22 protein-coding genes and 1 pseudogene are annotated in these 25979 nt (G+C 72.6%); 16 read left to right on the top strand and 7 right to left on the bottom strand.

Translation table 11 applies throughout. The features are described 5' to 3' along the window. The first annotated feature begins 3 nt into the window (after positions 1-3). Positions 4-618, top strand: coding sequence for a hypothetical protein (locus IW256_RS20745; protein WP_197012568.1), 615 nt, complete (start codon positions 4-6; stop codon positions 616-618). 177 nt (positions 619-795) lie between these two features. Here the strand turns inward: IW256_RS20745 and corA are convergent, their stop codons facing one another. Beyond that, on the bottom strand, positions 796-1803 hold the full coding sequence (corA, locus tag IW256_RS20740) for a magnesium/cobalt transporter CorA (RefSeq protein WP_231403863.1): 1008 nt from the start codon (positions 1801-1803) through the stop codon (positions 796-798). A gap of 144 nt (positions 1804-1947) precedes the next feature. Here corA and IW256_RS20735 point away from each other — a divergent pair, with 144 nt between their 5' ends. From IW256_RS20735 to mshC, 7 genes are all read left to right on the top strand, one after another. Continuing rightward, positions 1948-2682, top strand: a complete 735-nt coding sequence (locus IW256_RS20735) for a histidine phosphatase family protein (RefSeq protein WP_197012566.1) — start codon at positions 1948-1950, stop codon at positions 2680-2682. Between the two features lie 10 nt (positions 2683-2692). Further along, the gene (locus tag IW256_RS20730) at positions 2693-3244 is read left to right on the top strand and encodes a DUF3090 domain-containing protein (RefSeq protein ID WP_197012565.1); all 552 of its coding nucleotides are present in this window, start codon (positions 2693-2695) and stop codon (positions 3242-3244) included. Positions 3245-3293: 49 nt separating this feature from the next. Further along, positions 3294-4064 (top strand): SCO1664 family protein, encoded by a 771-nt coding sequence (locus IW256_RS20725; RefSeq protein WP_197012564.1) that lies wholly within the window; start codon positions 3294-3296, stop codon positions 4062-4064. Positions 4065-4209: 145 nt separating this feature from the next. After that, positions 4210-4986: an NRDE family protein gene (locus IW256_RS20720; RefSeq protein ID WP_197012563.1), complete on the top strand. Its 777-nt coding sequence runs from the start codon at positions 4210-4212 to the stop codon at positions 4984-4986. Between the two features lie 307 nt (positions 4987-5293). Continuing rightward, positions 5294-6379, top strand: a complete 1086-nt coding sequence (locus IW256_RS20715; protein ID WP_231403862.1) for an ABC transporter permease — start codon at positions 5294-5296, stop codon at positions 6377-6379. After that, a complete protein-coding gene (locus tag IW256_RS20710; RefSeq protein WP_307828975.1) occupies positions 6376-7326 on the top strand; it encodes an ABC transporter permease in 951 nt (316 codons plus the stop codon). Before IW256_RS20715 ends, IW256_RS20710 begins: the two co-directional genes overlap by 4 nt. A 44-nt stretch (positions 7327-7370) precedes the next feature. Then, positions 7371-8600: a cysteine--1-D-myo-inosityl 2-amino-2-deoxy-alpha-D-glucopyranoside ligase gene (gene mshC, locus IW256_RS20705; RefSeq protein WP_197012562.1), complete on the top strand. Its 1230-nt coding sequence runs from the start codon at positions 7371-7373 to the stop codon at positions 8598-8600. A 4-nt stretch (positions 8601-8604) separates the two neighbouring features. Here the strand turns inward: mshC and IW256_RS20700 are convergent, their stop codons facing one another. After that, a complete protein-coding gene (locus IW256_RS20700) occupies positions 8605-9462 on the bottom strand; it encodes an oxygenase MpaB family protein (protein WP_307828974.1) in 858 nt (285 codons plus the stop codon). A gap of 244 nt (positions 9463-9706) precedes the next feature. On the opposite strand from IW256_RS20700, the pseudogene IW256_RS43045 reads away from it, so the two are divergent. Further along, a pseudogene (locus IW256_RS43045) lies at positions 9707-9784 on the top strand (hypothetical protein); the annotation flags it as partial. A 99-nt stretch (positions 9785-9883) separates the two neighbouring features. Here IW256_RS43045 and bioB read toward each other — a convergent pair. The 5 genes from bioB to IW256_RS20670 form a co-directional block, all read right to left on the bottom strand. Beyond that, entirely contained in the window at positions 9884-11041 is a 1158-nt protein-coding gene (gene bioB / locus IW256_RS20690) for a biotin synthase BioB (RefSeq protein ID WP_197012561.1), read from the bottom strand. 371 nt (positions 11042-11412) lie between these two features. Beyond that, entirely contained in the window at positions 11413-13044 is a 1632-nt protein-coding gene (locus IW256_RS20685) for a serine/threonine-protein kinase (RefSeq protein WP_197012560.1), read from the bottom strand. Positions 13045-13118: 74 nt separating this feature from the next. Further along, complete coding sequence (locus tag IW256_RS20680; protein ID WP_197012559.1) at positions 13119-13667, bottom strand: TrmH family RNA methyltransferase; 549 nt, start codon at positions 13665-13667, stop codon at positions 13119-13121. A gap of 221 nt (positions 13668-13888) precedes the next feature. After that, on the bottom strand, positions 13889-14731 hold the full coding sequence (locus IW256_RS20675) for a PAC2 family protein (RefSeq protein ID WP_197012558.1): 843 nt from the start codon (positions 14729-14731) through the stop codon (positions 13889-13891). Between the two features lie 281 nt (positions 14732-15012). After that, positions 15013-15474 (bottom strand): universal stress protein, encoded by a 462-nt coding sequence (locus IW256_RS20670; RefSeq protein WP_197012557.1) that lies wholly within the window; start codon positions 15472-15474, stop codon positions 15013-15015. Between the two features lie 179 nt (positions 15475-15653). On the opposite strand from IW256_RS20670, the gene metH reads away from it, so the two are divergent. The 7 genes from metH (at position 15654) to IW256_RS20635 (ending at position 25875) form a co-directional block, all read left to right on the top strand. Further along, complete coding sequence (gene metH, locus IW256_RS20665) at positions 15654-19142, top strand: methionine synthase (RefSeq protein WP_197012556.1); 3489 nt, start codon at positions 15654-15656, stop codon at positions 19140-19142. Positions 19143-19199: 57 nt separating this feature from the next. Continuing rightward, the gene (locus IW256_RS20660; RefSeq protein ID WP_420535416.1) at positions 19200-19859 is read left to right on the top strand and encodes an HAD family hydrolase; all 660 of its coding nucleotides are present in this window, start codon (positions 19200-19202) and stop codon (positions 19857-19859) included. Between the two features lie 155 nt (positions 19860-20014). Beyond that, complete coding sequence (locus tag IW256_RS20655; protein ID WP_197012555.1) at positions 20015-20440, top strand: hypothetical protein; 426 nt, start codon at positions 20015-20017, stop codon at positions 20438-20440. Positions 20441-20899: 459 nt separating this feature from the next. Further along, a complete protein-coding gene (locus tag IW256_RS20650; protein ID WP_197012554.1) occupies positions 20900-21904 on the top strand; it encodes an ABC transporter permease in 1005 nt (334 codons plus the stop codon). Positions 21905-21939: 35 nt separating this feature from the next. Next, complete coding sequence (locus IW256_RS20645; RefSeq protein ID WP_197012553.1) at positions 21940-23694, top strand: ABC transporter substrate-binding protein; 1755 nt, start codon at positions 21940-21942, stop codon at positions 23692-23694. 91 nt (positions 23695-23785) lie between these two features. Then, a complete protein-coding gene (locus IW256_RS20640; protein WP_197012552.1) occupies positions 23786-24796 on the top strand; it encodes an ABC transporter permease in 1011 nt (336 codons plus the stop codon). Next, positions 24796-25875: an ABC transporter ATP-binding protein gene (locus tag IW256_RS20635; protein ID WP_197012551.1), complete on the top strand. Its 1080-nt coding sequence runs from the start codon at positions 24796-24798 to the stop codon at positions 25873-25875. Before IW256_RS20640 ends, IW256_RS20635 begins: the two co-directional genes overlap by 1 nt. Positions 25876-25979: the final 104 nt, after the last annotated feature.

The raw sequence follows: 25979 nt of genomic DNA, 5'->3' as shown, positions 1-25979 counted from the left end.
GCCATGGCGCCACCGCAGTTCCCGATCCACCCCTCCGGGCCGGCCGGGTCCGGGCGCCCCGGCGTCCCCGAGGCGCGCTACGGGGCCGGGCGCGGGCAGGACCCGGGATACCTGGCCTCGCTGCGTTCGGGGACGGTGCTGGGGCGGCTCCGCGCCATGATGCTGGTGCTCGTCCTGGCGCCGCCGCCGATCCTGGCGATCTCGCCGCTGATCGTGCGGGCGGCCGAGGGCCGGTACGGCGGCGCCGTGCCGTGGCTGTACGTCCCGCTGGTCCTGGGCGCGCTGCTGGCGGTGGCCGCCGGGCCCCGCACGCCGCTCCCGATGGCGGCCGGGCTGCCGCCGGAGCGGGCGGCCGAGCTGGCCCTGCTGCAGTTCCGGCAGGCGGTGCTGGTGCGGTACGGGCTGGCGCAGGGGGTGATCCTGCTGGGGCTGCCGCTGGCCATGGCCGGGGGCAGCGCCACGCTCTTCCTCACCGGCTTCGCGCTGGGCTATCCGCTGCTGCTGTGGCTGGCGCTGCCCACGACGGGCACGGTGGAGCGGATCAGGGCGCGGCTCGAGACGGGCGGCGCCGAGTCCCACCTGTGGGCGGCGCTGCTGGCGCCCGCGGCCAGGGGCTGACCCGCCGGTCCGGCGCCCGGCGGCGGCACCGCCGGGGAGGACCGGCCCGGCAGGCGGGGGCCGTTGTGGATGAGCAGGAAGATCAGCAGGATCCACAGCAGGACCAGCGTGATGACGGTGATCGGCCAGAGCTTGTGCGGACGGGCGGGGCGGCCCCGGCGGCCTGGGCGGCTCACGTCACAGCCACCCGCTCTTGCGCAGGCGGAGGTAGACGATGACGCACACCGTCACCATGGCCAGCATCATCGCCGGGTAGCCGTAGAGCCAGCGCAGCTCGGGCATGTAGTCGAAGTTCATGCCGTAGAACCCGGCGACCATGGTGGGCACCGCGATCACGGCGGCCCAGGCGGAGATCTTCCGCATGTCCTCGTTCTGCTGCTTGCCCAGGAGCGCCAGGTGCGCGGTGAGGACGCTGTTGAGGAGCTCGTTGTGGGCGTCGACCTGCCCGTCCACCCGCAGCAGGTGGTCGAGGACGTCGCGGAAGTACTCCCGGGCGCCCCGGCACTCGGGCACCCGGCCGCGGACGATCTCCTGCAGCACCGGGATCAGCGGGTCCTGCGCGGTGCGGAACTCCAGGACCTCCCGCTTGAGGGAGTAGACGTCCTCGGTGACGTCGGGCCCGCCGGGCCGGAAGACGGCCCGTTCCAGCTCGATGATGTCGACCTCGACCTCGTGGGTCACCACCCCGTAGTGGTCGACGACCTCGTCGCACACCGCGTACACGACCGCGGCGGGCCCCAGGTCGAGCAGCTCGGTGTCGCTCTCGAGGCGGGCGCGGACGGGCGCGAGCGGGTTGCCCTCGCCGTGCCGGACGGTCACCACGAAGTCGGGGCCGAGGAACAGCATGATCTCGCCGACCTCGATGTCGGAGGTGGCGTCCTTGTAGACCAGCGTCTTCAGGACGAGGAACAGCGTGTCGCCGTACCGCTCGAGCTTGGGGCGCTGGTGCGCGGAGACGGCGTCCTCGGCGGCCAGGGGGTGCAGGCCCAGCTCGTCGCGGACGTTGGCGAACTCCTCCTCGGTCGGCTCGTGCAGGCCGATCCAGACGAAGCAGCCGCCCGGTCCGCCGGCGCCGTTGCGCGCGGCCTCGGCGCGGGCGGCGTCGAAGGCGTCGCTGACGTCCCCTTCGATGGTGCGCCGTTCTCCTCGCGAGTAGATGGCCTTGTCGACTATCACGGGCCTCATCCTCGTCCATCAGTGGTCCGGCCGGGGGGCGGCCCGGCGGCGCCGTCGGACGCCGGGCACCTGGCCGAGCCTAGGTAACGGCCGCGGGTCACGGGTACTTCCGGAGGATGCCCGGCGTTTCGGGCATCTCGTAGAGTTCCTGGGGTGACGACGCTTCTGCTGGTGCGGCACGGCCTCACCGCGATGACCGGCCCCGTGCTCGCCGGATGGACCCCTGGGGTGAGCCTGGACGAGCGCGGGCGCGACCAGGCGCGCGACCTCGCCGCCAGGCTGGCCCCGGTGCCGCTGGCCGCGGTGGTGTCCAGCCCGCTGGACCGCTGCGTGCAGACCGCCGAGGCGGTGGCCGCGGGACACGCCGAGCCGATCGAGAAGGTGGAACTGGACGAGCGCTTCGGGGAGGTCCGTTACGGCGACTGGACGGGACGGCCGCTGAAGGAGCTGGCCGAGGAGCCGCTGTGGCGGGTCGTGCAGGCCCATCCCAGCGCGGCGCGGTTCCCGGGCGAGGACGGCGAGGCCCTCGCCGGCGCGCAGCACCGCGCGGTCGCCGCCGTCCGCGACTGGAACGCGCGGATCGCCGCCGAGTACGGCCCGGACGCGTCCTACCTGGTGTGCAGCCACGGCGACATCATCAAGGCGGTCGTGGCCGACGCCCTCGGGCTCCACCTGGACCAGTTCCAGCGGATCCAGGCCGCGCCCGCGTCCCTGACGGTGATCCGCTACACCGAGCTGCGCCCGTTCCTGGTCCGGCTGAACGACACCGGCGGGAGCGTCCAGGACCTGCTGCCGCCGCCGCCCGGTGACCGCGACGCCTCCGGTGACGGCACGAAGGACGGCGCCACGGGGGCCGAGGGGGACGCGGCGGTGGGCGGCGGCGCGTAGGGTCGTTGTCATGCCCGTCATCTCCTATGAACTGCCGGAAAGGTTCGTCGCCGGGGCCGTCGGCCAGCCGGGCGAGCGCGCCTTCTATCTGCAGGCGCGCTCCGGCCGCCGGGTCACCAGCGTGGGGCTGGAGAAGTTCCAGGTGACCCTGCTGGCCGAGCGCCTGGAGGAGCTGCTGGACGAGGTGCTGCGCCGCAGCGGGGGCGACGCCCCGGTGCCCGCGGTCACCCCGGCCGAGCTGCGCGACGACGGGCCGCTGGACCAGCCGGTGGAGGAGGAGTTCAAGGTCGGCACGATGGCGCTGGCCTGGGACCCGGAGGACGAGCAGGTCGTCATCGAGGCCCAGGAGGTCACCGAGGGCGAGGACGAGGACGCCGAGGTGGGCGAGGACGACCCGGCGATCGCGGTTCTGCGGGTGCGGATCACCGCGGCGCAGGCCCGGGCCTTCGCCGAGCGGGCCCTGAAGGTGGTGGCGGCGGGCCGGCCGCCGTGCCCCCTGTGCGGGCTGCCGCTGGACACCGCGGGCCACGTGTGCCCCCGGCAGAACGGGTACCTGGGCTAGAGATGGCGCTGTGCTGGATCATGGACGGGGTCGCCGGAAGAATGAACGCATGACGCAGTCCTCCCGGGATCGCACCCCCGCCGGCGACGGCCGCGCCGTCTCCCCCCGCGACACCGAGACGGCCGAGCGGCTTCTGAGCCGGGGCCGCCTCAGCGTGGAGGGCAGGCTCGTTCAGGCGTCCAACGCCACGCTGTACTGCGCGGTCGAGTGGGAGGGCCTGAACGCCGCCTGCGTCTACAAGCCCGTAGCGGGGGAGCGCCCGCTGTGGGACTTCCCCGACGGAACGCTGGCCGAGCGCGAGGTGGCCGCCTACGCGGTGTCGGAGGCGATGGGGCTGCACGTGGTCCCGCCCACCGTGCACCGCGACGGCCCGTACGGGCCCGGCATGGTGCAGCTGTGGGTGGAGCCCGACCCCGACATCGACCTGGTGGAGCTGTCGCGGTCCGAGGACGAGGCGATCCGGCGGATGGCGGTGTTCGACGCCGTCATCAACAACGCCGACCGGAAGATCGGGCATCTGCTGCCGCCGGGCGACGGGCACGTGTACGGCTGCGACCACGGCGTGTGCTTCTCGGTGGAGTACAAGCTGCGCACCGTGCTGTGGCAGTGGCGCGGCCAGGCCCTGACGGAGGAGGCGCTGGAGGCCCTCGGGCGGGTCGACGCCGGGCTGCGCGGCGGGCCGCTGGGCGAGCGGCTGGGCGAGCTGCTCACCGCCGAGGAGGTCGACGCCACCCGGCGGCGCGTGGAGCTGATGCTCAAGCACCGGATCCACCCGTACCCGCCCGAGGACTGGCCCGCGATCCCCTGGCCGCCGCTCTGACGCCCTGACCGCGCCGACCGTCCCGAGCGCGCCCTGGCCGGTCTGACCGCGCCCGACCGCCCCTGACCGTGCCGTCCGTGCCGTCCGGTCCGCCGCGACGGCCCCGGTGTCGAACGGTTCGCCGGACGGTGCTCCAATAGGGCGCATGTGCACGGCGATCGTCAGCGTCGACCCGTCCTCCCCGGTTCCCGTCGTCCTCGTCGGCGTGCGGGACGAGTTCGTGGAGCGGCCCTGGCGGCCCCCCGCCCGGCACTGGCCCGCCCGGCCCGGCCTGGTCGGGGGACGCGACCTGCGCGCCGGGGGCACCTGGCTCGCCGTCGACCCGGACGCGCCCCGGGCGGCCACCGTGCTGAACGCCCGCGGCGCCATGGCGCCGGAGGAGGGCCGCCGCTCCCGCGGCGAACTCCCGCTGCGCGCGGCCGCCGGGGAGGGCCTGGACGGGCTCGGCGGATCCGAGCTGGCCCGCTTCGACCCGTTCCTGCTCATCTGCGCCGAGCCCGGCCTCGTGCGGCTGTGGCACTGGGACGGCGCGGCCCTGTCCGAGCGCGAGCTGGGCCCCGGCCTGCACATGGTGCTCAACAGCGGCCTGGAAGGGGAGGGCCACCAGGCCGCCGCGACCGAGGACGCGCACATGGCCGCCCGCCTGGCGCACTTCCGGCCCCGGTTCGCCAAGGCCGGGAGGCCCGAACCGCTCCCCTCCGCGGGGCCCGCCGAACGGGCGTGGGGGGACTGGCTGCCGCTGCTGGCCGGAGACGGCCTGCCGCGCGCCGAACCGGCCTCGCTGCTCCCGCTGGTCGACCTCGGCGACGGCCGCGTCTGGGGGACCACCTCGGTCTCCCTCGTCGGGCTGTCGTCCGCCGGCGTCCGCTACGACTTCTCGGCCGCGCCCGGCGACCCCGGCGGCTGGGACCGCGTCCTGTGACCGGGCACCTCCCGCCCCCGCCGCGCCCCACGCCCTGACCTCGGCGTTCGCCGTCCCTTACGCTCGCCCGCCCCAAGAGGCTCACCCTGAGTGCTACCTTGACTACCTCTTGCGATCTTTGTGGTGTCCGGGCGGGCCGGTCACGGCTGAACGGGGGGATGGGCATGACGGGCGACGGGGCGCCGGAGGCCGCCGCCGAGGGGGAGGAGCGCCCGGAGGCGCCCGAGGAGCCCCTGAAACGGGCCGGGCGCCCCCCGGCCCCTCACCTCCCGGCCCCGGCGCCGCCCGCGGACGCGGAGGCCCGGCGATGACCCGCACCCGGCCCGCGGCCGGATCCGCGCCGCACCCGGCCGCCACCACCGCGCCGCCCCCCGCGTCCGGGCCGATGCCCGCCCTCGTGCCCGGGGCGCGGGCGCCCGGCCCGGGGGCGGTCCTGGCGGCCGGGACCGGCTGGGCGGAGGCCCACGCCCCTTTCGCCGACCCCTTCGGCACCCCGTTCGGCCTGGCCTGGAGGCGGTTCCGCCGGGACCGCACGGCGATGGCGTCCCTGGCGGCGCTCGCGCTGATCGTGGCGTTCGCGCTGATGGCGCCGCTGTGGGCGTCCTGGACCGGGCACCCCTACGACGCCACCTTCCCCGAGACCGGGCTGGACGCCTCGGGGCAGCCGGTGGGGCCGGGCGCGGAGTTCTGGCTGGGCGCCGACCGGCTCGGCCGGGACGTGCTGGTCCGCGCCGCCTACGGGGGCCGGGTCTCGCTGCTGGTGGGGGTGTGCTCGGCGGCGCTGGCGACGGTGGCGGGCGTGGCCGCCGGGATGCTCGCCGGATTCGCCGGCGGGACGCTGGACGCGCTGCTGGCACGGCTGATGGACCTCATGCTGGCGCTGCCCTACGTCCTGGTGGCGATCACGCTGGCCACCACCTTCCCGACCACCTCCGCCACGGCGGGCGTGGCCATGACCGTGGCGGTGATCGCGTTCTTCTCGGTCGGCGGGCTGGCCCGGGTGATCCGCGGCCAGGTGCTGTCGCTGAAGGAGAAGGGGTTCGTGGAGGCGGCGCGGGCGCTGGGCGCGAGCAACGCCCGGATCATGTTCGCGGACGTGCTGCCCAACCTGACCGGCCAGATCACGGTGCTGGGCTCGCTGCTGATCCCGGCCTCGATCGTGTTCGAGGCGACGCTGTCGTTCCTGGGCGTCGGGGTGCGGGCGCCGGCGCCCAGCTGGGGGGCGATGCTCGGCGAGGGCGGCGAGGCGTTCCAGACGGCCTGGTGGCTGCTGGCGGTGCCCGGTGCCCTCCTGCTGCTGACCACGCTGTCGTTCAACCTGCTGGGCGACGCGATCCGCGACGCGCTCGGCCCGGGCGGCGCCCGGCCCGCCCGCGCGCGCCGGGGGCGGTGAGCGTGCAGGCCCTCGTCGCGCGGCGCCTGCTGTACTCGGCGGTGGTGCTGTGGCTGATGTCGACGACGGTGTTCGTCTTCCTGCACCTGTCGCCGGTCCCGGTCGAACGGGTCATCGGGGGGCCCCGCGCCACCGCCGAGACGCTCGCGCAGATCCGCCGGAACCTGGGGCTGGACCGCCCCGTGCCCGTCCAGTACGGGGAGTTCCTGCTGCGGCTGCTGCGCGGCGACCTGGGCGACTCCTACGTCAACGGCACGCCGGTCGCCGCGCTCATCGCCGACCGGCTCCCCACCACGTTGTGGCTGGTCGCGGGCGCCGGGGTGCTCTGGTTCGCCGGCGGCGTCACCCTCGGCGTGCTGAGCGCCACCCGGGCGCGCGGCCCGATCGACCGGGCCTGCACCGTGTTCGTGCTCATCGGGACGTCCACCCCGGCGTTCGTGATGGCGCTGATGATGCTCTACCTCTTCTCCACCAGGGCCGCCGAGGCCGGGCTGGGGTTCTTCGAGGCGGGCCCGCCCCTGCAGGAGCACTTCTGGCGCCGGATGGTGCTGCCGTGGGTCTCCCTGGCGTTCCTGATGGTGGCCGCCTACGCGCGCCTCACCCGCGGCGCCATGCTGGACGTGCTGGAGGAGGACTACATCCGCACGGCCCGGTCCAAGGGGCTGCCCGAACGCCGCGTGATCCACCGGCACGCGCTGCGGGCCGCGCTGGCGCCGGTCTGCACCCAGTTCGGCATCGACGTGGGGGTGCTGGTGGGCTCCACGATCGTCACCGAGAAGGTCTTCGGCCTGCAGGGCGTGGGCCAGCTGGTCTACCAGTCGATCGCGCTGGGCGACACCCCGGTGATCATCGGTGTGACGCTGACCGTGACCGTCTTCGTGATCGTCGCGAACATGGCCGTGGACGTCGGCTACTCGGCCCTGGATCCGCGGGTGCGGCCCGCATGATCTCGGCGTGGGGGGACGAAGGGGGCATGGATAAGCTTTCCGGTATGCGATCGTGGCCCGTTCCCCAAGTGCCCAGCCTCCCCGCAGCCGGACTGCCCGCGCCGGACCGGGCCCTGAGTCTGTACGACACGGGGACGGGTTCGGTCCGACCCACCGCGCCCGGGGAGACGGCCCGGATGTACGTCTGCGGGATCACCCCCTACGACGCCACCCATCTCGGCCATGCCAACACCTATCTCGCCTTCGACCTGGTCAACCGGGTGTGGCGCGATCTGGGGCACACCGTCCACTACGTGCAGAACGCCACCGACGTCGACGATCCGCTGCTGGAACGCGCCGAGAAGACCGGCGAGGACTGGCGGGCGCTGGCCGACCGGGAGATCGAGCTGTTCCGCCAGGACATGACCGCGCTGCGGATCCTGCCGCCCGACCACTACGTCGGCGCCGTCGAGGCCATCCCGCTGGTCGTGGAGATGGTGGAGAGGCTGCGCGCGCGGAACGCCGCCTACGAGGTCGACGGCGACATCTACTTCCCGGTCGCCTCCGACCCGGCCTTCGGCGAGGTGAGCCGGCTCGGCCGCGAGGAGATGGCGGAACTGTTCGCCGAACGCGGCGGCGACCCCGGCCGCGCCGGGAAGAAGGACCCGCTCGACCCGCTGCTGTGGCTGAGCCGGCGGCCCGGCGAGCCCGGGTGGGACTCCCCGTTCGGCGAGGGCCGGCCGGGCTGGCACGTGGAGTGCTCGGCGATCTCCATCGAGTACCTGGGCATGTGCTTCGATGTCGAGGGCGGCGGCTCGGACCTGGCGTTCCCGCACCACGAGATGAGCGCCTCGCACGCCCAGGTCGCCACGGGCAGGCGCCCGCACGCCGCGGCCTACGTCCACGCGGGCATGGTGGGCCTGGAGGGGCGAAAGATGTCCAAGTCGCTCGGCAACCTGGTGTTCGTGTCCCGGCTGCGCGAGGCCGGGGTGGATCCGATGGCGATCCGGCTGGCGCTGCTGGCCCACCACTACCGCTCCGACTGGCAGTGGAGCGACGCCGAGCTGGAGGGCGGTGCCGGCCGGCTGGAGCGCTGGCGCGCCGCGGCCGCCCGCCCGGCGGGCCCGGCGGCGGGCCCGGTGGCCGAGGAGGTCCGGCGGCACCTGGCCGGCGACCTGGACGCGCCGGCGGCGCTGGAGGCGATCGACCGCTGGGCCGCCGCGCCGGGCGACGACGCCGCCGCCCCCGCCCAGGTCCGGGCGGTGGCCGACGCGCTGCTCGGCGTCGAGCTCTGAGGCGCTAGGCGGCGGTGGGCTCGCCCTTCGACGCGTACCGGCGGCTCCGGCGGGCGAAGCGGCGCCGCGACGACCACAGTGCCAGCGAGATGCCCGCCTGCCGCAGCCGACGCGGCACGCGCCGGTAGACGGCGGCGTTGACGCGCAGCAGGCCCCACAGGATCCGGTCCCGGCGGTCGCTCCAGGGCAGCCCGTACCCTTCCCTGATCGGCTCGGGCAGGAGCCCGGTGGTGACGAAGCGGTTGAGCCACAGGGCGGGGCCCATCCAGCGCAGCTTGCGCGACCACAGGACGGCGCGCATGATCTCCCGGCCGGTGTCGGTGACCTCCAGCGAGCCGATCATGTCGTCCATGTAGCGGCGGAACGCGGCCAGGTCGGCGGGCTGGGTGCCGGGCGGGCAGCCGAGCACGTCGGCGACGTACCGGGCCTGGTCGACGTAGGCGGCGGCGAGGTCGCCGCCGGGGGAGCGCAGCACGTTCTCGTACACGTACAGGGCGGCGTCGATCAGCGTGGCGTTGACCCAGACCTGCAGGTCGGGATCGTTGCCGGAGTAGCCGGGCCCGGTGATCCGCTCGTGGGCGCGCCGGATCGCCTCGCCCATCCGCGCGGCCTCCTCCGGGGTGCCGAACGTCACGATCGTCAGGAAGTCCAGGGTGCCCAGCAGCCGGTCCAGCGGCCGTTCCCGCAGGTCGCTGTGGTCGGCCACGCCCTGCGCGACCTTCGGGTGGGCGACCTGGAGCAGCAGGGCGCGACCCGCGCCGAGCATGACGGCGGGTTCGGCGGCCAGGAGGCGCAGGACGGAGAGGTCCGGGGCGGCCTGGGGGGCGGGGGCGGATCCGGGGGCTGCGGCGCGGGTGTCCACGGCGATCCTTCCACCGACGGTGTGGTAAGCGCATGCTTTCGCACCGCGGGGCGGAACTCAACCCTTATTGACGCACCGTCAATTGGAGTGCCTCAGGAGGTGGCACTCCCAGGCCGAGGGGCTCCCGGCGTCACCGTTCAGCCTGGACTCGGCCTCGCGGGCGTACTGCGACCGGCAGACCTCGGTCTTCTCCTGAGTGCAGGTCACAGAGGGCCGCTGCTACCGCAGATCATGGCTCGGCCACATGCTCATCGGCTATGCGCGGGTCTCGACCGCCGACCAGAACCCCGGTCATCAGATCGACGCCCTGCTTCCGGCCGGTGTCGACCGCGACAACGTCCACGTCGACAAGGCGAGTGGCGCGAAGGCGTCCCGGCCGAAGCGGACTCCGGGGCCGGCTCCAGCGGCGACGCGCTGCGGATCACGCATTGGGCGGCAGGTCGGTTCCGGTGCCGCGGCGGCGCACCGCCACCAGGTCGGCACGAGCGGATCCAGGAGGCCGGCCGGTGCGGTCACCGCCGCTCGCCCCGGTCCCTGGTTCGCACGCGTCATCGGCAGTGGAGGCACGTACGCCTCTTCGATGTTCAGGGAGCGTGTTCGTGCCCGTTCCCTCCACTTCGAAGCCCGCGTCCCCGATCATGTCCAGGTCGGCCTGGCCCGCTTGACCTTCACTGGTCAGGTAATCGCCGAGGAAGATCGAGTTGACCACGTACAGCGCGAGTGGCTGCAGCGTCCGCAGATGGATCTCCCGACCGCCGGCGAGACGGACCTCCACATCCGGGCAGACGAACCGCACCATCGCCAGGATCCGCAGGCACCGCTGCGGGGTCAGAGCCCACTCCTTGGCCATCGGGGTTCCGTCGAACGGGATCAGGAAGTTCACCGGCACCGAGTCCACGTCCAACTCGCGCAGCGCGAACACCACATTCACCAGGTCCGTGTCGCTTTCGCCCATGCCGGCGATCAGACCGGAGCAGGCCGACAGACCTGCTGCCTTGGTCTGCCGCACGGTGCCGACCCGGTCGGTGAACTCGTGCGTGGTGCAGATGTCCGCGTACATCGCCTCAGCGGTGTTGAGGTTGTGGCTGTAGGCATAGGCGCCGGCCTCCCGCAGCCGCGCCGCCTGCCCGTCGGACAGCAGCCCGAGACAGGCACAGATCTCCACGTCCTCGTTCTGTTTCTTGATCGCCGCGATGGTGTCGGCGACCCGTTCCACGTCCCGGCCGGTCGGGCCGCGCCCGCTGGCCACCAGGCACACTCGTTTGGCGCCGCCGACCACGCCCGCCTCAGCGGCCGCGGCCGCCTCATCGGGCTTCAGCCACGTGTAGGTCAAGATCTCCGCCTTCGACCCCAACCGCTGCGAACAGTACGAACAATCCTCAGGGCACAGCCCCGACTTCAGATTGACCAGATAGTTCAGCTTGACCCGCCGCCCGAACCAGTGTCGGCGTACCTTGCCGGCGGCGGCCACCACGTCGAGCAGGTCGTCATCGGAGGTTCCCAGCACCGCGAGCGCCTCGGCCCGAGTCGGCAGCTCACGCCGCAGCCCTTTGTCGATCAGAGTGTCCAGCAAGTCCATGGCGCCGATCCTCGTCTGATGCGCAGGCCGCAGCCAAGGCCCGCACCCCACAAGGCGGGCCGATCAAGATATGTCCATCACGACAGCGCGAAACCGCGAGCAGACCGCCCTCGGCCGAGACGACGCCGAGCGATGGCAGCCGGCAAACGCCAAGCGCTCGATGTCACCGCCCCAGCCTGTTCGATAGCCGGGACATCATTACTATGCGGCGTCTTACAGGGCGTCGAAGTCGACCTCGGCCGGTTGGGATCGAAGGCATGGGGTCGTAGCCGCAGTACGTCGGTGGCGTACACGCCGAACCGGGCGATGTGCTTTCGCGCCACGGGGTGGAAGGCGACCCTTATTGGCAATATGTCAATCAGGGTCGGGGGTCACTTCGTGAGGTAGCACTCCCAGGCCGAGGGGATGCCTGCGTCACCGTTCAGCCGGGACTCGGCCTCGGGGGCGTACTGCGACCGGCAGACCTCGGTCATCGTGATCGGGGTGCCGGTGGCGGCGCCGTCGTCGACGCAGAACCACCGGCCGGCGCGGAAATCGGCGCGCGGCGTGCCACTGGAGGCGCAGTAGCCCTGCGGGTCGGGCACGCCGAGCCGGACGTGGACGGCCGGTGCGGGGGAGGACCCCTCCTCGCCGTTCCCCCCGGCGGCGGTGCCCTGCCCGGTCAGGGCGGGCGGTGCCGGGGTCTCACCCGAGGGGGCCGCCCCGGAGGGCAGCGCCCGCGGCGGGTCGCCGAACGGCCGGCCGGTGCCGCCGGTGGGGGCCGACGCCGTGGCGCCCGCGGGCGAGGTCGCGGCGGGACTGGAGACGGCGGTGTCCCGCCCGTCCCCGCCCGGCGCGCCCGCGAGGACGGCGTGGCCGCCCCCGGCCGCCGCGGCGATGCCCAGGACCGTGAGCGCGGCGGGGAGCCCCCGCCGCCGGCGCCGCCGCTCGTGCCTGCCCCGCCTGGCCGGGCCGGGGCGGCGGGGCCCGGAGCGGCTGGCGCGCGCCCCGCGCGGGGGCGCCTGCGGGGCGGCGCCCCGCGCCGCCGGCCCGGCCGTACCGGCTCGGCCGGTCGCGGCCTCGGAAGGCCCGGCGCCCTCCGCGGCGCCCTCCGCGGCGTCCGGAGCGTCCGGGGGAGACCCGGCGCCCTCCGGCCCTGCGGGCTCGGCCCCCGCGGGCTCGGCGGGCTCGGCCGCGCCGGCGCCCGGCGGGGCGAACGCCCCGTCGCCGCCGACCAGCCGCAGCAGCACCTGCTCGGCCGTGGGACGCCGGGCGGGGTCCTTGGCCAGGGACGCGGCGACCAGCTCGCGCATGTCGCCCTCCATGCCGCCGAGATCGGGCTCGTCGTGCCGGACGCGGCCGGCGACCTCGTCGTAGGGGCCCGAGCCGAACGGGAGGCGGCCGGTGGCGGCGAACGCCATCGTCGCCCCCCAGGCGAACACGTCCGCGGGGGCCCCGGCCGTCTCCCCGACGAGCCGTTCGGGAGCCAGGCAGGCGAGGTCCCCGTCCGGGACGCCTCCGTCGAGGAGGGCGTCCTCCGCCGGCACGGCCGGCCCGAAGCCGATGACCCGGGGACCGTCGGGGCCCAGGAGGACCTTGGACGGCCCGAAGACGCGGTGCGCGATGCCGGCGCGGTGGATCGCCGCCAGGGCGCTGGCGGTGTTGACCGCAAGCCGTTCCAGCGCGCCGCCGCCGACCGGGCCCTCCCGGGTCACCGCGCGGCTCAGCGAGGGCCCGGGAACGTACTCGCTGACCAGGTACGGGCGGTCGCCCGCCAGGCCGGCGTCCAGCACCTGCGCCGTGCAGAACCGCGCGACCTGCCGGGTGAGGGACGCCTCGCGCAGGAACCGGGCCCGCGCCCCGCCGTCCCCGAGCCGCGCCAGCAGCTTGATCGCGAACAGCCCGCCGCCGGGACCGGTGCCCAGGAAGACCGGGCCCCGCATGCCCGTACCGAGCCGGCCGGCCAGCTCGTACGCCCCCAGGCGCCCGGGGTCCTCGGGCTGCAGCGGCTGGGCCTCCGGCACGGGCGCTCCTTTTCGGTCCTTGTTTCGGTCCGGTCGTTTCGGGCCGGTCGCATAATGCCATCAAACGCGCGCTCTCACAGCAGTCCGGCGAGTTTGTAGAGCACCAGCGAACCCGCCACGGCCACGTTCAGGCTGTGCCCGGTCCCCACCATGGGGATCTCCACGGCGAGATCCAGCAGGTCGAGGGCCTCGGGGGCGATCCCGTCCCGCTCGTGACCCAGTACCGCGACGGTGCGCGCACGGGCGGCGGGAAGGTCGCCGAGGCGGACGGCCTCGTCGGCCAGCTCCACCCCGATCACCTGGGAGCCGCGGTCGCGCTGCCGTTCGAGCCAGCCGAGCGGATCGTTCACCCAGTGCACGCACACCGGCCGGCGCAGCGTGTCGCCACGCCGGAGGGCCTCGGTGACCCAGCCGAACCGGGGCACCGCCATGCACGCGCCGACCGCGTCGCAGGTCCGCAGCAGCGTACCGAGGTTGGCGCCGTGCAGCGGCCACAGCGGGGCGGCGATCAGGTGGTCCCAGCACGCGTGGGAACGGCGCCTGCGGTCGCGCCGCAGCTCGCGCCGGGGGCGGACGCGGATGGACGGCGACGCGGCGGCGGAGGCCGCCCGGCGGGGGCTCACCGGCCCCGGGCGCCTCCGCCCGTCGCGCGCCGGCGCGCCCGCGGGGACGCGTTCTGAAGGGAAGGGGGCATCACGGGCGCACTTGGCGGCGTGCGCGGGCCATCGACGGGCCCGGGCCGCCGAGCGATCACGGGGCGCCGGGCCGGTGGGAGGGACTGGAGATCATTGTAGCCTCCGGGCCCGCGGTGACCTCCGGGCCCGCGCCCGCGCCCGTGACCCGCTCAGGGGGCGTCGCGGCGCCTCAGGTAGCGCTCGAACTCGCGGGCGATCGCGTCACCGCTGGCCTCGGGCAGCTCGGTGGCGTCCTTCTGCTCCTCCAGCGTCCGGACGTACTCGGCCACCTCGGAGTCCTCCTCGGCCAGCTCGTTGACGCCGTTCTCCCACGCCCGCGCCTCCTCGGGCAGCTCGCCCAGCGGGACGGTCACGTCCAGCAGGTCCTCCACGCGGCGCAGCAGCGCCAGCGTCGCCTTGGGCGAGGGCGGCTGCGCGACGTAGTGCGGGACGGCCGCCCACAGCGACACCGTGCTCAGGTCGGCCTTGGCGCAGGCGTCCTGCAGGACGCCCAGGATGCCGGTCGGGCCCTCGTAGCGGGTCGGCTCCAGGTGCAGGGTGGTGACCAGCCCCGCCTCGGACGCCGCGCCGGTGACCGGGACCGGGCGGGTGTGGGGGGCGTCGGCCAGCAGCGCGCCCAGCAGCACGACGTTGCGGACGTTCAGCTCCAGCATCAGGCCCACCAGCTCGCGGCAGAACGAGCGCCACCGCATGTTGGGCTCGATGCCGTGCACGAGGACCACGTCGCGGCCGGAGGGCAGCCGCGTCCAGGAGATCCGGGTGGTGGGCCAGGTGATGCCGCGGGTCTCGCCGTCGCTCAGCTCGATGATCGGGCGCGTGACCTGGAAGTCGTAGTAGTCGTCCGGGTCGAGTTCGGCGATGGGAACGGCCTCCCAGGTCGACTCCAGGTGCTGGATGACCCCGCTGGCGGCCTCACCTGCGTCGTTCCACCCCTCAAAGGCGGCCACGAGCACCGGATCGACGAGTTCCGGCACGCTTTCGAGCTCGACCACGCGCTGCCTCCTTCCGACGTCGGGTACAGCGTCACCGCGGGGGTCCTCATTCCCGGGGTCGGGGACCCGGGCCATGATCGGTGGCTGCCAGCCTACGTCCTGAGAGGGGACCTACCCCACCGATCCGCCGCCCAGACCTCACCCGGACGGGGGTGGCGGCACGCGCGGTCACGATTGGATCTCGGGAATCGGCCCCGTGGCCGGACCCGGCCTCCCGGCCCTCCGCTCCGGGGCCGGGCGGGCGGCGCCCCCGGCGCCGCGGCCTCGCCCGGCCCCCGCGATCACTTCTTCCCGTCGGTGGTGTGGACGATGAGGACGTCGCACGGCGAGCGGTGCGACAGGTTCGCCGGGACCGATCCGAGGATCCGCCCGGCCAGGCTGTTGAGGCCGCGGTTGCCGACCACCACCAGGTCGGCCGCGCGGTCCCGGGCCAGCCTGCTGATCACGTCGACCGCGTCGCCCTCCACCGCCTCGTGCTCGATGTCCTTGGCGCCGGCGGCCACCGCCCGGTCCCGCGCCGCGCGCAGGGCGTCGTCGGCGGGCGTGGAGCCCTGGACCTTGTAGGCCAGGTCGCCCAGGCGGTCGGCGGCGCTCTGCCGCTCCCGCTCGGGCATCGGGCTGTAGGCGGAGGCGAGCAGCAGCGTGGCGCCGGTGGCGGCGGCCAGCTGGGCGGCACGGTCGACCGCGCGGAACGAGGAGTCCGAGCCGTCGGTGCCGACGAGGATGGTGCGGTATGCGCTCATGCCGCTCCTTACCGGGGAGTAGGTTACCGGGAGGCACGTTATCCTCCCGATGACCCATCCGTCACGAACCATGCGCGGAGCGGATGTGACACGCGCCTCTCCGCGCACGGGCCCGCGCACGGGCCCTACTGGCGAGAGCGCCCACCCGGGCCGGGCACGCCCGGATAGGCTTGTCCACCATGAGCACTCCCACTCCGCGATCCTTGCGTCAGGCCCTCCAGCAACGCGTCGTCGTGGCCGACGGGGGCATGGGGACGATGCTCCAGGACGCCGGCCCCACCCTGGACGACTTCCAGGGGCACGAGGGCTGCAACGAGATCCTCAACGTCACCCGGCCCGACATCGTGCGGGCCGTGCACGCCGCCTACTTCGACGCCGGGGTCGACTGCGTAGAGACCAACACCTTCGGCGCCAACCTGGGCAACCTCGGCGAGTACGACATCACCGAGCGGATCTTCGAGCTGGCCGAGGCCGGCGCCCGGCTCGCCCGCGAGGTCGCCGACGAGTACTCGACCCCCGACCGCCCGCGCTGGGTGATCGGCTCGGTCGGGCCCGGCACCAAGCTCCCCACCCTGGGCCACGTGACGTTCGCCGAACTGCGCGACGCCTACCAGCGCAACGCCGAGGGCCTGATCGCCGGCGGCGTCCAGGCGATCCTGGTGGAGACCTGCCAGGACCTGCTGCAGGCCAAGGCCGCGCTGATCGGCGCCAAGCGCGCCATCGCCGCCTCCGGCACCGGCACCGTGCTGATCGGGCAGGTCACCATCGAGCAGAACGGCGCCATGCTGATGGGCTCGGAGATCGGCGCCGCGCTCACCGCGCTGGAGCCGCTGGAGCTGGACCTCATCGGCCTCAACTGCGCCACGGGCCCGGCCGAGATGAGCGAGCACCTGCGCTACCTGGCCCGGCACGCCCGCATCGGCCTGTCGTGCATGCCCAACGCCGGGCTGCCCGAGCTGACCGCCGACGGCGCCCACTACCCGCTGACCCCCGCCGAGCTCGCCGACGCCCACGACACCTTCACCAAGGACTTCGGGCTGTCGCTGGTCGGCGGCTGCTGCGGCACCACCCCCGAGCACCTGCGTCAGGTCGTCGAACGCGTCCGGGGACGTGAGGTCGCCGACCGCCGCCCCCGCCCCGAGGCCGGCGCCGCCTCGCTCTACCAGCACGTCCCGTTCCGGCAGGACACCTCCTACCTGGCGATCGGGGAACGTACCAACGCCAACGGCTCCAAGGCGTTCCGCGAGGCGATGCTGGACGGGCGCTGGGACGACTGCGTCAAGATCGCCCGGGACCAGGCGCGGGACGGCGCCCACATGATCGACCTGTGCGTCGACTACGTCGGCCGCGACGGCGTGGGCGACATGAAGGAGCTGGCCTTCCGGTTCGCCACCGCCGCCACGCTGCCGATCGTGCTGGACTCCACCGAGACCCCCGTGCTGGAGGCCGGGCTGGAGATGCTCGGCGGCCGCGCCGTGGTCAACTCGGTCAGCTTCGAGGACGGCGACGGCCCCGACTCCAAGCTGCGCAGGCTGATGCCGATCGTCCGCGAGCACGGCGCCGCGGTCGTGGTGATGTGCATCGACGAGGAGGGCCAGGCCCGCACCGCGGACTGGAAGGTGCGCATCGCCAGCCGGATGATCGAGGAGCTCACCGGCAACTGGGGGATGCGGGTCGAGGACATCATCGTCGACTGCCTCACCTTCACCATCGGCACCGGCCAGGAGGAGTCCCGGCGGGACGCCCTGGAGACCATCGAGGCCATCCGCGAGCTCAAGCGCCGCCACCCGGCCGTGCAGACCACCCTGGGACTGTCCAACGTCTCCTTCGGCCTCAACCCCGCCGCCCGGATCGTGCTGAACTCGGTGTTCCTGAACGAGTGCGCCGACGCCGGGCTGGACTCGGCGATCGTGCACGCCTCCAAGATCCTGCCGATGGCACGGATCCCCGATGAGCAGCGCAAGGTCGCCCTCGACCTGGTCTACGACCGGCGCGCCGACGGCTACGACCCGCTGATCCGGTTCATGGAGCTGTTCGAGGGCGTGGACACCGCCGCGCTGAAGGCCGGCCGGTCCGCCGAGCTGGCCGGGCTGCCGCTGTGGGAGCGGCTCAAGCGCCGCATCGTCGACGGCGAGCTGGACGGCCTGCCCGCCGACCTGGACGAGGCGCTGGCCCAGCGGCCCGCCCTGGAGATCGTCAACGACGTGCTGCTGGACGGCATGAAGACCGTCGGCGAGCTGTTCGGGTCGGGGCAGATGCAGCTGCCGTTCGTCCTCCAGTCCGCCGAGGTCATGAAGACCGCGGTCGCCCACCTCGAGCCGCACATGGAGAAGTCCGAGGACGGCGGCAAGGGCCGCATCGTGCTCGCCACCGTCAAGGGCGACGTGCACGACATCGGCAAGAACCTGGTCGACATCATCCTGTCCAACAACGGCTACGAGGTCGTCAACCTCGGCATCAAGCAGCCGATGTCGGCGATCCTGGAGGCCGCCCGCGACCAGCGCGCCGACGTGATCGGCATGTCCGGGCTGCTGGTGAAGTCCACCGTGATCATGAAGGAGAACCTCGAGGAGCTCAACTCCCGGAAGCTGGCCGACCGGTGGCCGGTGCTGCTGGGCGGCGCCGCCCTCACCCGCGCCTACGTCGAGCAGGACCTGGCCGAGCTGTTCGACGGCGAGGTCCGCTACGCCCGCGACGCCTTCGAGGGGCTGCGGCTGATGGACGCGTTCATGGCCGTCAAGCGCGGCGTGGCGGGGGCGGAGCTGCCGCCGCTGCGCGAGCGCCGGGTCAAGACGCGCGGCGCCCGGTTCGAGGTCACCGAGCCGCAGGACATGCCCGCCCGGTCCGACGTGGCCACCGACAACCCGGTGCCCGAGCCCCCGTTCTGGGGCGACCGGATCGTCAAGGGCATCCCGATGAACGACTACGCGGCGTTCCTCGACGAGCGGGCCACCTTCATGGGGCAGTGGGGCCTGAAGCCCTCCCGCGGCGGCTCCGGCCAGGACGGCCCCTCCTATGAGGAGCTGGTGGAGACCGAGGGACGGCCCCGGCTGCGGATGTGGCTCGACCGCATCCAGACCGAGGGCCTGATCGAGGCCGCGGTCGTCTACGGCTACTTCCCGGCCGTCTCCGAGGGCGACGACCTCGTCCTGCTGAACGAGGACGGCTCCGAGCGGGAGCGGTTCACCTTCCCCCGCCAGCGCCGCGACCGGCACCTGTGCCTGGCCGACTTCTTCCGCCCGCGCGAGTCCGGCCAGACCGACGTGGTCGCCCTGCAGCTGGTCACGGTCGGGTCGAGGGTCAGCGAGGCGACCGCGGAGCTGTTCGCCAAGAACGCCTACCGCGACTACCTGGAGCTGCACGGCCTGTCGGTGCAGCTCACCGAGGCGCTCGCCGAGTACTGGCACACCCGGATCCGCGCGGAGATCGGGTTCGGCGGCGAGGACCCGGGCGACATGGAGGGGTTCTTCAAGCTCGGCTACCGGGGCGCGCGGTACTCCTTCGGCTACCCCGCCTGCCCCGACCTGGAGGACCGCGCCAAGACCATGCGGCTGCTGCGCCCCGAGCGCATCGGCGTGGAGCTGTCGGAGGAGTTCCAGCTCGTCCCCGAGCAGGCCACCGACGCCCTGATCGTCCACCACCCCGAGGCCAAGTACTTCAACACCTGACATATCCTCGTCTCCCTCAGGATCAAGATCTTTTCGGGATCGGGGAGGGAAACGCGCGTGGGCGACATCGCGGGGCCGCAGGCCGTCCTGTTCGACATGGACGGCCTGCTGATCGACTCGGAGCGGCTCTGGCTCGAGGTCGAGACCGAGGTGATGACGTGGCTGGGCGGCTCGTGGGGCCCCGAGCAGCAGGAGGCCCTGGTCGGCGGTTCGCTCGACGTCGCGGTGACCTACATGCTGGAGATGACCGGCGCCGGAGCCGACCCCGCGGAGGTGGGGCGGCGGATGCTGGAGGGCATGGTCGAGCGGCTGCGGGCGGGCGTGCCGATGATGCCGGGCGCCAAGGAGCTGCTGTCGGAGGTCCGCGCCGCGGGGATGCCCGCGGCGCTGGTCTCCTCCAGCCACCGGGTGCTGATCGAGCCCGTCCTGGACGCGATCGGCCGCGAGCACTTCACGCTCAGCGTGGCCGGTGACGAGGTCACCCGCACCAAGCCGCACCCCGAGCCGTACCTGACGGCCACGGCGCGGCTGGGCGCCGAGCCGGCCCGGTGCGTGGTGCTGGAGGACTCGCCCAACGGCCTGGCGGCGGCGGAGGCGGCGGGATGCGTCACGGTGGCGGTGCCCTGCCTGCTGCCGGTGGCGCCGGCGCCGGGCCGGACCGTGGTGGGCTCGCTGCACGAGGTCGATCTCGACCGGCTGGCGGCCCTGTTCGCCTGACCCCGACGACCCCCTAAGGGAGCGGCCCCTAGGGGCGGATCACGCCGGAGGATGAGGCGGCCGCCCTGGTAAACCGTCCGCCGGGAGGAGCGTTACCCGTCCGTGACGTGTGAGTATGGGAGGAGCATCACCGCGCGCGAGACTGAGGGGCCGCCATGACGGATGCGACGATTTTCGCGATCAGCCTGGGGATCACACTGCTGGGGCTGGTCATCAGCTGGGGGGTCTACCGGCGCCGCGGGGCGGGTGCGGGGCTGCGCGGTGCCGCCTGGTCGCTGGTGCCGCTGGCCGCCACCCTGACGGGCGTGACGAGGTTCTTCCTCGATCTGGCCACCTTCGACGCGGCCAAGTGGGCGGGCGCCGCCGTCGCCGGCCTGGCCGTCGTGCTCTACCTGGTCTCCGGAGTCATGATCAGCCGCCGTGCGGGCGCTCCGGACCGGCCCGCCGCCGGAGGACCCAAGGAGCGCAGGGCCACGGGGGGCCGGACGTCCGGGGAGCCCAAGGGGGCGGTCGAGCCCGCCCGGCACGACCCGGAGATGGCCGAGATCGAGGAGATCCTCCGCAACCGCGGGATCAAGTGACCGGCCCGTTCACCGGTCCCTCCCGCGGTTCCCGACCTCCCGGCATGTGATCTCACCCACCACGGCCGGGGAGGCCCACCTGTCACGTGGGCCTCCCCGGCCTCGCTCTTTTCTCCGGTCAACGTCGCTGAGCAGCGCATGATCGGTATCGAATCGGACTCGGTCCGGTAAAGCTTCCCGGTCTAGACCGGTTTGCTCTTGCCTCGGCGATGCCCACGCCACGTACTATTCGGGCGCTTTGACTGTGCATTGTGCGGATCGCGTGTGCCCCAGATGACAACGAGATCACAAGTCAGAAACGGGTACTGGCGCAGTTCGCACGACGGATGGACAGTCGTCCCCGAAGGACTAGGTTTCCCTCCAGCAAACGCGGCTTAACGGGCATGGGCGGTGGACGACCTCCGCGCCCACGTGACGTCAGGCCGGCTGCAGCGTGGCCGAGGGTAGGAGGTACGGAGCGTGACCGCACCGATCGAGGTGTCCGGGTCGGAGGCAGAGGCCCAGCCGGACGCCGTGCTTTCGGGCGTCGAGCGCAAGGCGATCCAGGGTCGCTCGCTCGGGCAGATCGCCTGGCTGCGGCTGCGCCGCGACAAGGTCGCCATGGCGGGTGGGATCTTCGTGCTGCTGCTGGTGGTGGTCGCGCTGCCGGGCGTGACCGAGCTGCTGGTCAAGCTGCTGGGCAGCCCGCCGAACCAGTTCCACCAGAACCTGGTCGACGCCACCCTGGGCAAACCCAACGGGTCGTTCGGGGGCATCAGCGCCGACCACATCTTCGGCATCGAGCCGATCAACGGCCGTGACCTGTTCAGCCGGATCCTCTACGGCGCCCGCGTATCGATCCTGATCGGGGTGCTGGCCACCCTGGTGTCGGTGGTGATCGGCACCGTGATGGGCATCGTCGCCGGCTACTTCGGCGGCTGGGTCGACACGGTGATCGCGCGGCTGATGGACATCTTCCTGGCCTTCCCCCTGGTGCTGTTCGCGATCTCCCTGGTCGGCGTGATCCCGGCCAAGATGGCCGGCCTGGAAGGCAACGGCCTGCGGATGGCCGTACTGGTCTTCATCATCGGATTCTTCAACTGGCCCTACATCGGGCGGATCATCCGCGGCCAGACGCTGTCGCTGCGGGAGCGGGAGTTCGTGGACGCCGCGCGGAGCCTGGGCGCGCGCAACTCCTACATCCTGTTCCGCGAGATCCTGCCCAACCTGGTCGCGCCGATCCTGGTCTACTCGACCCTGCTGATCCCGACCAACATCCTGTTCGAGGCGGCGCTGTCCTTCCTCGGTGTCGGCATCAACCCGCCCGACCCGTCCTGGGGCGGGATGCTGTCGGCCGCCACCGAGCTCTACACGGTCGCGCCGCACTTCGTGATCGTCCCCGGTCTGGCGATCTTCGTCACCGTGCTGGCCTTCAACCTGTTCGGTGACGGACTGCGCGACGCCCTCGATCCTCGCGCCCGATGACTCCGGCGAAGAACCGGTATAGCGAAAGGGAAGCAATGAAATCTCCCAAGGTCGTGACCAGTGCGGCGGCCGGTGCCGTCGTGCTGAGTCTCGGACTGTCCGCCTGCGGCGGCGACTCCTCCGACGGTGACGGCGGCGCGACGGGCAAGTTCGACGCCGCCTCCACCCAGGTGGTCAACCCCTCCGACCGCAAGGGCGGCGTGCTGAAGATGGCGCAGCCGGACGACTTCGAGTCGCTCGACCCTGCGAACATCTACTACGCCTACGGAAACAACTTCCTGCGGCTGTACTCCCGGACGCTGATCACCTACACGTCCAAGCCGGGCCAGGAGGGCTCCACCTTCTCCCCGGACCTGGCCGAGGCCATGGGCACCCCCAGCGACGGCGGCAAGACCTGGACCTACAAGCTCAAGCGCGGCATCAAGTACGAAGACGGCTCTGAGATCAAGGCCAAGGACATCAAGTACGCGGTCGCGCGCACCTTCGACCGCGGCGTGATCCGCAACGGCCCGTCGTACTTCACGCAGCTGCTGGCCGCCGAGGGCTACAAGGGTCCGTTCAAGGACAAGAACCTTGACAACTTCAAGGGCGTCGAGACCCCCGACGACTACACCGTCGTCTTCAAGCTGAAGAACCCGTTCGCCGAGTTCGACCAGCTCGTCGGTTTCAGCGGCCAGACCGCCCCCCTCCCGCAGGCGAAGGACACCGGTGTGAAGTACACCGAGCGTCCCTTCTCCAGCGGCCCCTACAAGTGGGAGGGCAACTACAAGCCGAAGCAGGGCGGCGTCCTGGTCCGCAACGACCAGTGGGACCAGTCGACCGACCCCAACCGCAAGCAGCTCCCCGACCGGATCGAGCTCCAGGCGGGCCTGAAGGCCGAGGAGATCGACAACCGGCTGCTGGCGGGGACCCTGCACGTCGACCTGCCCGGCTCGGGTGTGCAGGCCGCCGCGCGCCAGCGGATCCTGACCGACCCCAAGCTCAAGGGGAACGCCGACAACCCGCTGGCCGGGTTCCACTGGTACGTGCCGATCAACACCAAGACGATCCCGAACGTCGAGTGCCGCAAGGCCATGGTGTACGCGGCGGACCGGTCGGCGATGTACCGCGCCTACGGCGGTGAGGTCGGCGGCGAGCCGTCGACCTCGATCCAGCCGCCGAGCGTGACCGGCCGTGAGAAGGGCACCGACTTCTACACCAAGGCGGACCCGAACTACACCGGTGACGTCGCCAAGGCCAAGGAGGCCCTGGCCAAGTGCGGGCAGCCCAACGGCTTCTCGACGGTGATGGTGTTCCGCAGCGACCGTCCCAAGGAGAAGGCGACGGCCGAGGCGCTGCAGCAGTCGATGGCCAAGGCCGGCATCAAGCTGGAGCTGAAGGGCTACCCGTCGGGCACCTACACCAACGAGCAGTTCGGCTCGCCCGAGTTCGTCAAGCGCGAGAAGATCGGGCTGGGCACCTACGGCTGGGCGCCGGACTGGAACACCGGCTACGGCTACCTGCAGCCGGTGACCGACGGCAAGGCGATCGTCCCGACCGGTAACTCCAACATGTCGGAGCTGACCGACCCGGAGATCGACAAGAAGTGGAACGACGTCGTTAAGCTCACCGACGCCAACGCTCGCGCCAAGGTCTACAACGAGATCGACGAGAAGGTGCGGGAGCTGGCCGCGGCCATCCCGAACGTCTACGCCAAGTCGCTGGTGTACCGTCCCACGACGTTGACCAACGTGTACTTCCACTCGGGCTTCGGCATGTACGACTACGCCAACCTCGGCGTCAGCGGCTGACGCCCTTCACGCACTACCTGAGAGAAGGCAGGTGAAGGCATAGGGCGGCCGGCGGGGCGCAAAACCCCGCCGGCCGTCCGGGCCGGACGCTGTGGTCGCATTCATTGTTCGCCGCCTCCTGGGCTCGGTCGGGCTGCTGCTGGTCATCAGCGCGGTGACGTTCGGAATCTTCTTCCTCGTGCCCAAGGCGGCCGGGGTGACCACCGACGATCTCGCGGCGCGTTACGCCGGCAAGACCCCCGACCAGGCCACGCTCGAGGCGATCAAGGATCGGTTCGGGCTGGACGACCCGGTCGCGGTGCAGTACGGCAAGTTCATCAAGGCGATCGCCGTCGGGGACACCTACGACACCGGCACCCAGAAGATCGACTGCCCGGCGCCGTGCCTGGGGTACTCGTTCCGCACCAACCAGTCGGTGATGGACGAGATCGTCAACCGGCTCCCGGTGACGCTGTCGATCACCGCGGGCGCGGCGGTGCTGTGGCTGGCGGCGGGGATCTCGATCGGCGTGCTGTCGGCGCTGCGCCGCGGGACGATCTTCGACCGGGCCGCGATGGCGGTGGCGCTGGCCGGAGTGTCGCTGCCGGTGTTCTTCACCGGGCTGCTCGGGCTGGCGTTCGTGGTGCACAAATGGAGTCTCCTGCCAGAGGTGAACTACGTCGCGCTGACCACCAATCCGGTCAAATGGTTCACGGCTCTGCTCCTACCGTGGATCTGCCTGGCGTTCCTCTACGCGGCGTTGTACGCCCGGCTCACCCGGGCGGGCATGCTGGAGACGATGAACGAGGACTACATCCGTACGGCGCGGGCCAAGGGGCTGCCGGAGAAGACCGTGGTGGTCAAGCACGGCCTGCGCGCCACGCTGACCCCGATCATGACGGTGTTCGGCCTGGACCTGGGGCTGCTGCTGGGTGGTGCGATCATCACCGAGCGGACCTTCTCGCTGCCCGGGCTGGGCCAGCTGGCACTGGACGGGATCTTCCAGAGCGACCTTCCGGTGGTGCTCGGGGCGACCATGGCCGCCGCCCTGTTCATCGTGCTGGCGAACCTGGTCGTGGACATCTTGTACGGGGTCGTCGACCCGAGGGTGAGGCACAGCTGATGGCCGACAAGCGACCGGCCGGGACGCCGGAGGGGGCCGCGGCGGGCCAGGCCGCGCCGGCGGACTCCTTCCTGGACGTCCGCGACCTGAAGATCCACTTCCCGACGGACGACGGGCTGGTCAGGTCCGTCGACGGGCTGTCGTTCCGCCTGGACCGCGGCCGGACCCTGGGGATCGTGGGCGAGTCCGGGTCCGGCAAGAGCGTGACGAGCCTGGGCATCCTGGGCCTGCACAACCGCCGCAACGCCAAGGTCTCCGGCGAGATCTGGCTGGACGGGCAGGAACTGGTGGGCGCCTCGCCCGACCAGGTGCGGCGGCTGCGCGGCCGGAACATGGCCATGATCTTCCAGGACCCGCTGTCGGCGATGCACCCGTTCTACACGGTGGGCCACCAGATCATCGAGGCCTACCGCGTGCACAACGACGTGTCCAAGAAGGTGGCGCGCAAGCACGCGATCGACATGCTGGGCCGGGTGGGGATCCCCAAGCCGGACCGGCGGGTGGACGACTACCCGCACCAGTTCTCCGGCGGCATGCGGCAGCGCGCGATGATCGCGATGGCGCTGTCGTGCGACCCCGAGCTGCTGATCGCCGACGAGCCCACCACCGCGCTGGACGTGACCGTGCAGGCGCAGATCCTGGATCTGATCCGCGACCTGCAGCGGGAGTTCAACTCCGCGATCATCATGATCACTCACGATCTCGGGGTGGTCGCCGAGCTGTCGGACGACATCCTGGTGATGTACGGCGGCCGGTGCGTGGAGTACGGCAGCGTGGAGGACGTCTTCCACCGGCCCGAGCACCCCTACGCCTGGGGGCTGCTGGGTTCGATGCCGCGGCTGGACCGCCCGCCGTCGGAGCGGCTGATGCCCATCAAGGGCGCGCCGCCCAGCCTGATCAACCTGCCGGCGGGGTGCGCGTTCAACCCGCGCTGCGCGTACGAGGGGCTGACCGAGGGCCGGAGCACCGGCGAGCGTCCCGAGCTGCGGGAGACGGCACCGGGGCACAGTGTGGCCTGCCATCTGCCCGCCGAGCGGCGCCGCCGGATCTGGACCGACGAGATCGCTCCCAAGCTGTGACGGGAGCAGTGGAGACATGGTGAGCACTTCCGACGACAACCGTCCCGAGCAGACCCCCGACGGGGCCGGTGCCGGCCCGGCGGCCGGGACCGCGACCGCGGCCG

The organism is Actinomadura viridis, from assembly GCF_015751755.1.
In the GTDB taxonomy this organism is placed as follows: domain Bacteria; phylum Actinomycetota; class Actinomycetes; order Streptosporangiales; family Streptosporangiaceae; genus Spirillospora; species Spirillospora viridis.
Note: the sequence above shows the minus strand (reverse complement) of the source record. Positions and strands in the feature narration are given on the sequence as shown.

Excerpts from the sequence above, each read along its gene's own strand:
- IW256_RS20655 (WP_197012555.1), top strand. The coding sequence starts at position 20,015 with ATGACGGATGCGACGATTTTCGCGATCAGCCTGGGGATCACACTGCTG.
- corA (WP_231403863.1), bottom strand. The coding sequence starts at position 1,803 with ATGAGGCCCGTGATAGTCGACAAGGCCATCTACTCGCGAGGAGAACGG.
- IW256_RS20645 (WP_197012553.1), top strand. The coding sequence starts at position 21,940 with ATGAAATCTCCCAAGGTCGTGACCAGTGCGGCGGCCGGTGCCGTCGTG.
- IW256_RS20745 (WP_197012568.1), top strand. The coding sequence starts at position 4 with ATGGCGCCACCGCAGTTCCCGATCCACCCCTCCGGGCCGGCCGGGTCC.
- IW256_RS20635 (WP_197012551.1), top strand. The coding sequence starts at position 24,796 with ATGGCCGACAAGCGACCGGCCGGGACGCCGGAGGGGGCCGCGGCGGGC.
- bioB (WP_197012561.1), bottom strand. The coding sequence starts at position 11,041 with ATGGACTTGCTGGACACTCTGATCGACAAAGGGCTGCGGCGTGAGCTG.
- IW256_RS20725 (WP_197012564.1), top strand. The coding sequence starts at position 3,294 with ATGACGCAGTCCTCCCGGGATCGCACCCCCGCCGGCGACGGCCGCGCC.
- IW256_RS20715 (WP_231403862.1), top strand. The coding sequence starts at position 5,294 with ATGACCCGCACCCGGCCCGCGGCCGGATCCGCGCCGCACCCGGCCGCC.
- IW256_RS20720 (WP_197012563.1), top strand. The coding sequence starts at position 4,210 with ATGTGCACGGCGATCGTCAGCGTCGACCCGTCCTCCCCGGTTCCCGTC.
- IW256_RS20670 (WP_197012557.1), bottom strand. The coding sequence starts at position 15,474 with ATGAGCGCATACCGCACCATCCTCGTCGGCACCGACGGCTCGGACTCC.
- mshC (WP_197012562.1), top strand. The coding sequence starts at position 7,371 with ATGCGATCGTGGCCCGTTCCCCAAGTGCCCAGCCTCCCCGCAGCCGGA.
- metH (WP_197012556.1), top strand. The coding sequence starts at position 15,654 with ATGAGCACTCCCACTCCGCGATCCTTGCGTCAGGCCCTCCAGCAACGC.
- IW256_RS20730 (WP_197012565.1), top strand. The coding sequence starts at position 2,693 with ATGCCCGTCATCTCCTATGAACTGCCGGAAAGGTTCGTCGCCGGGGCC.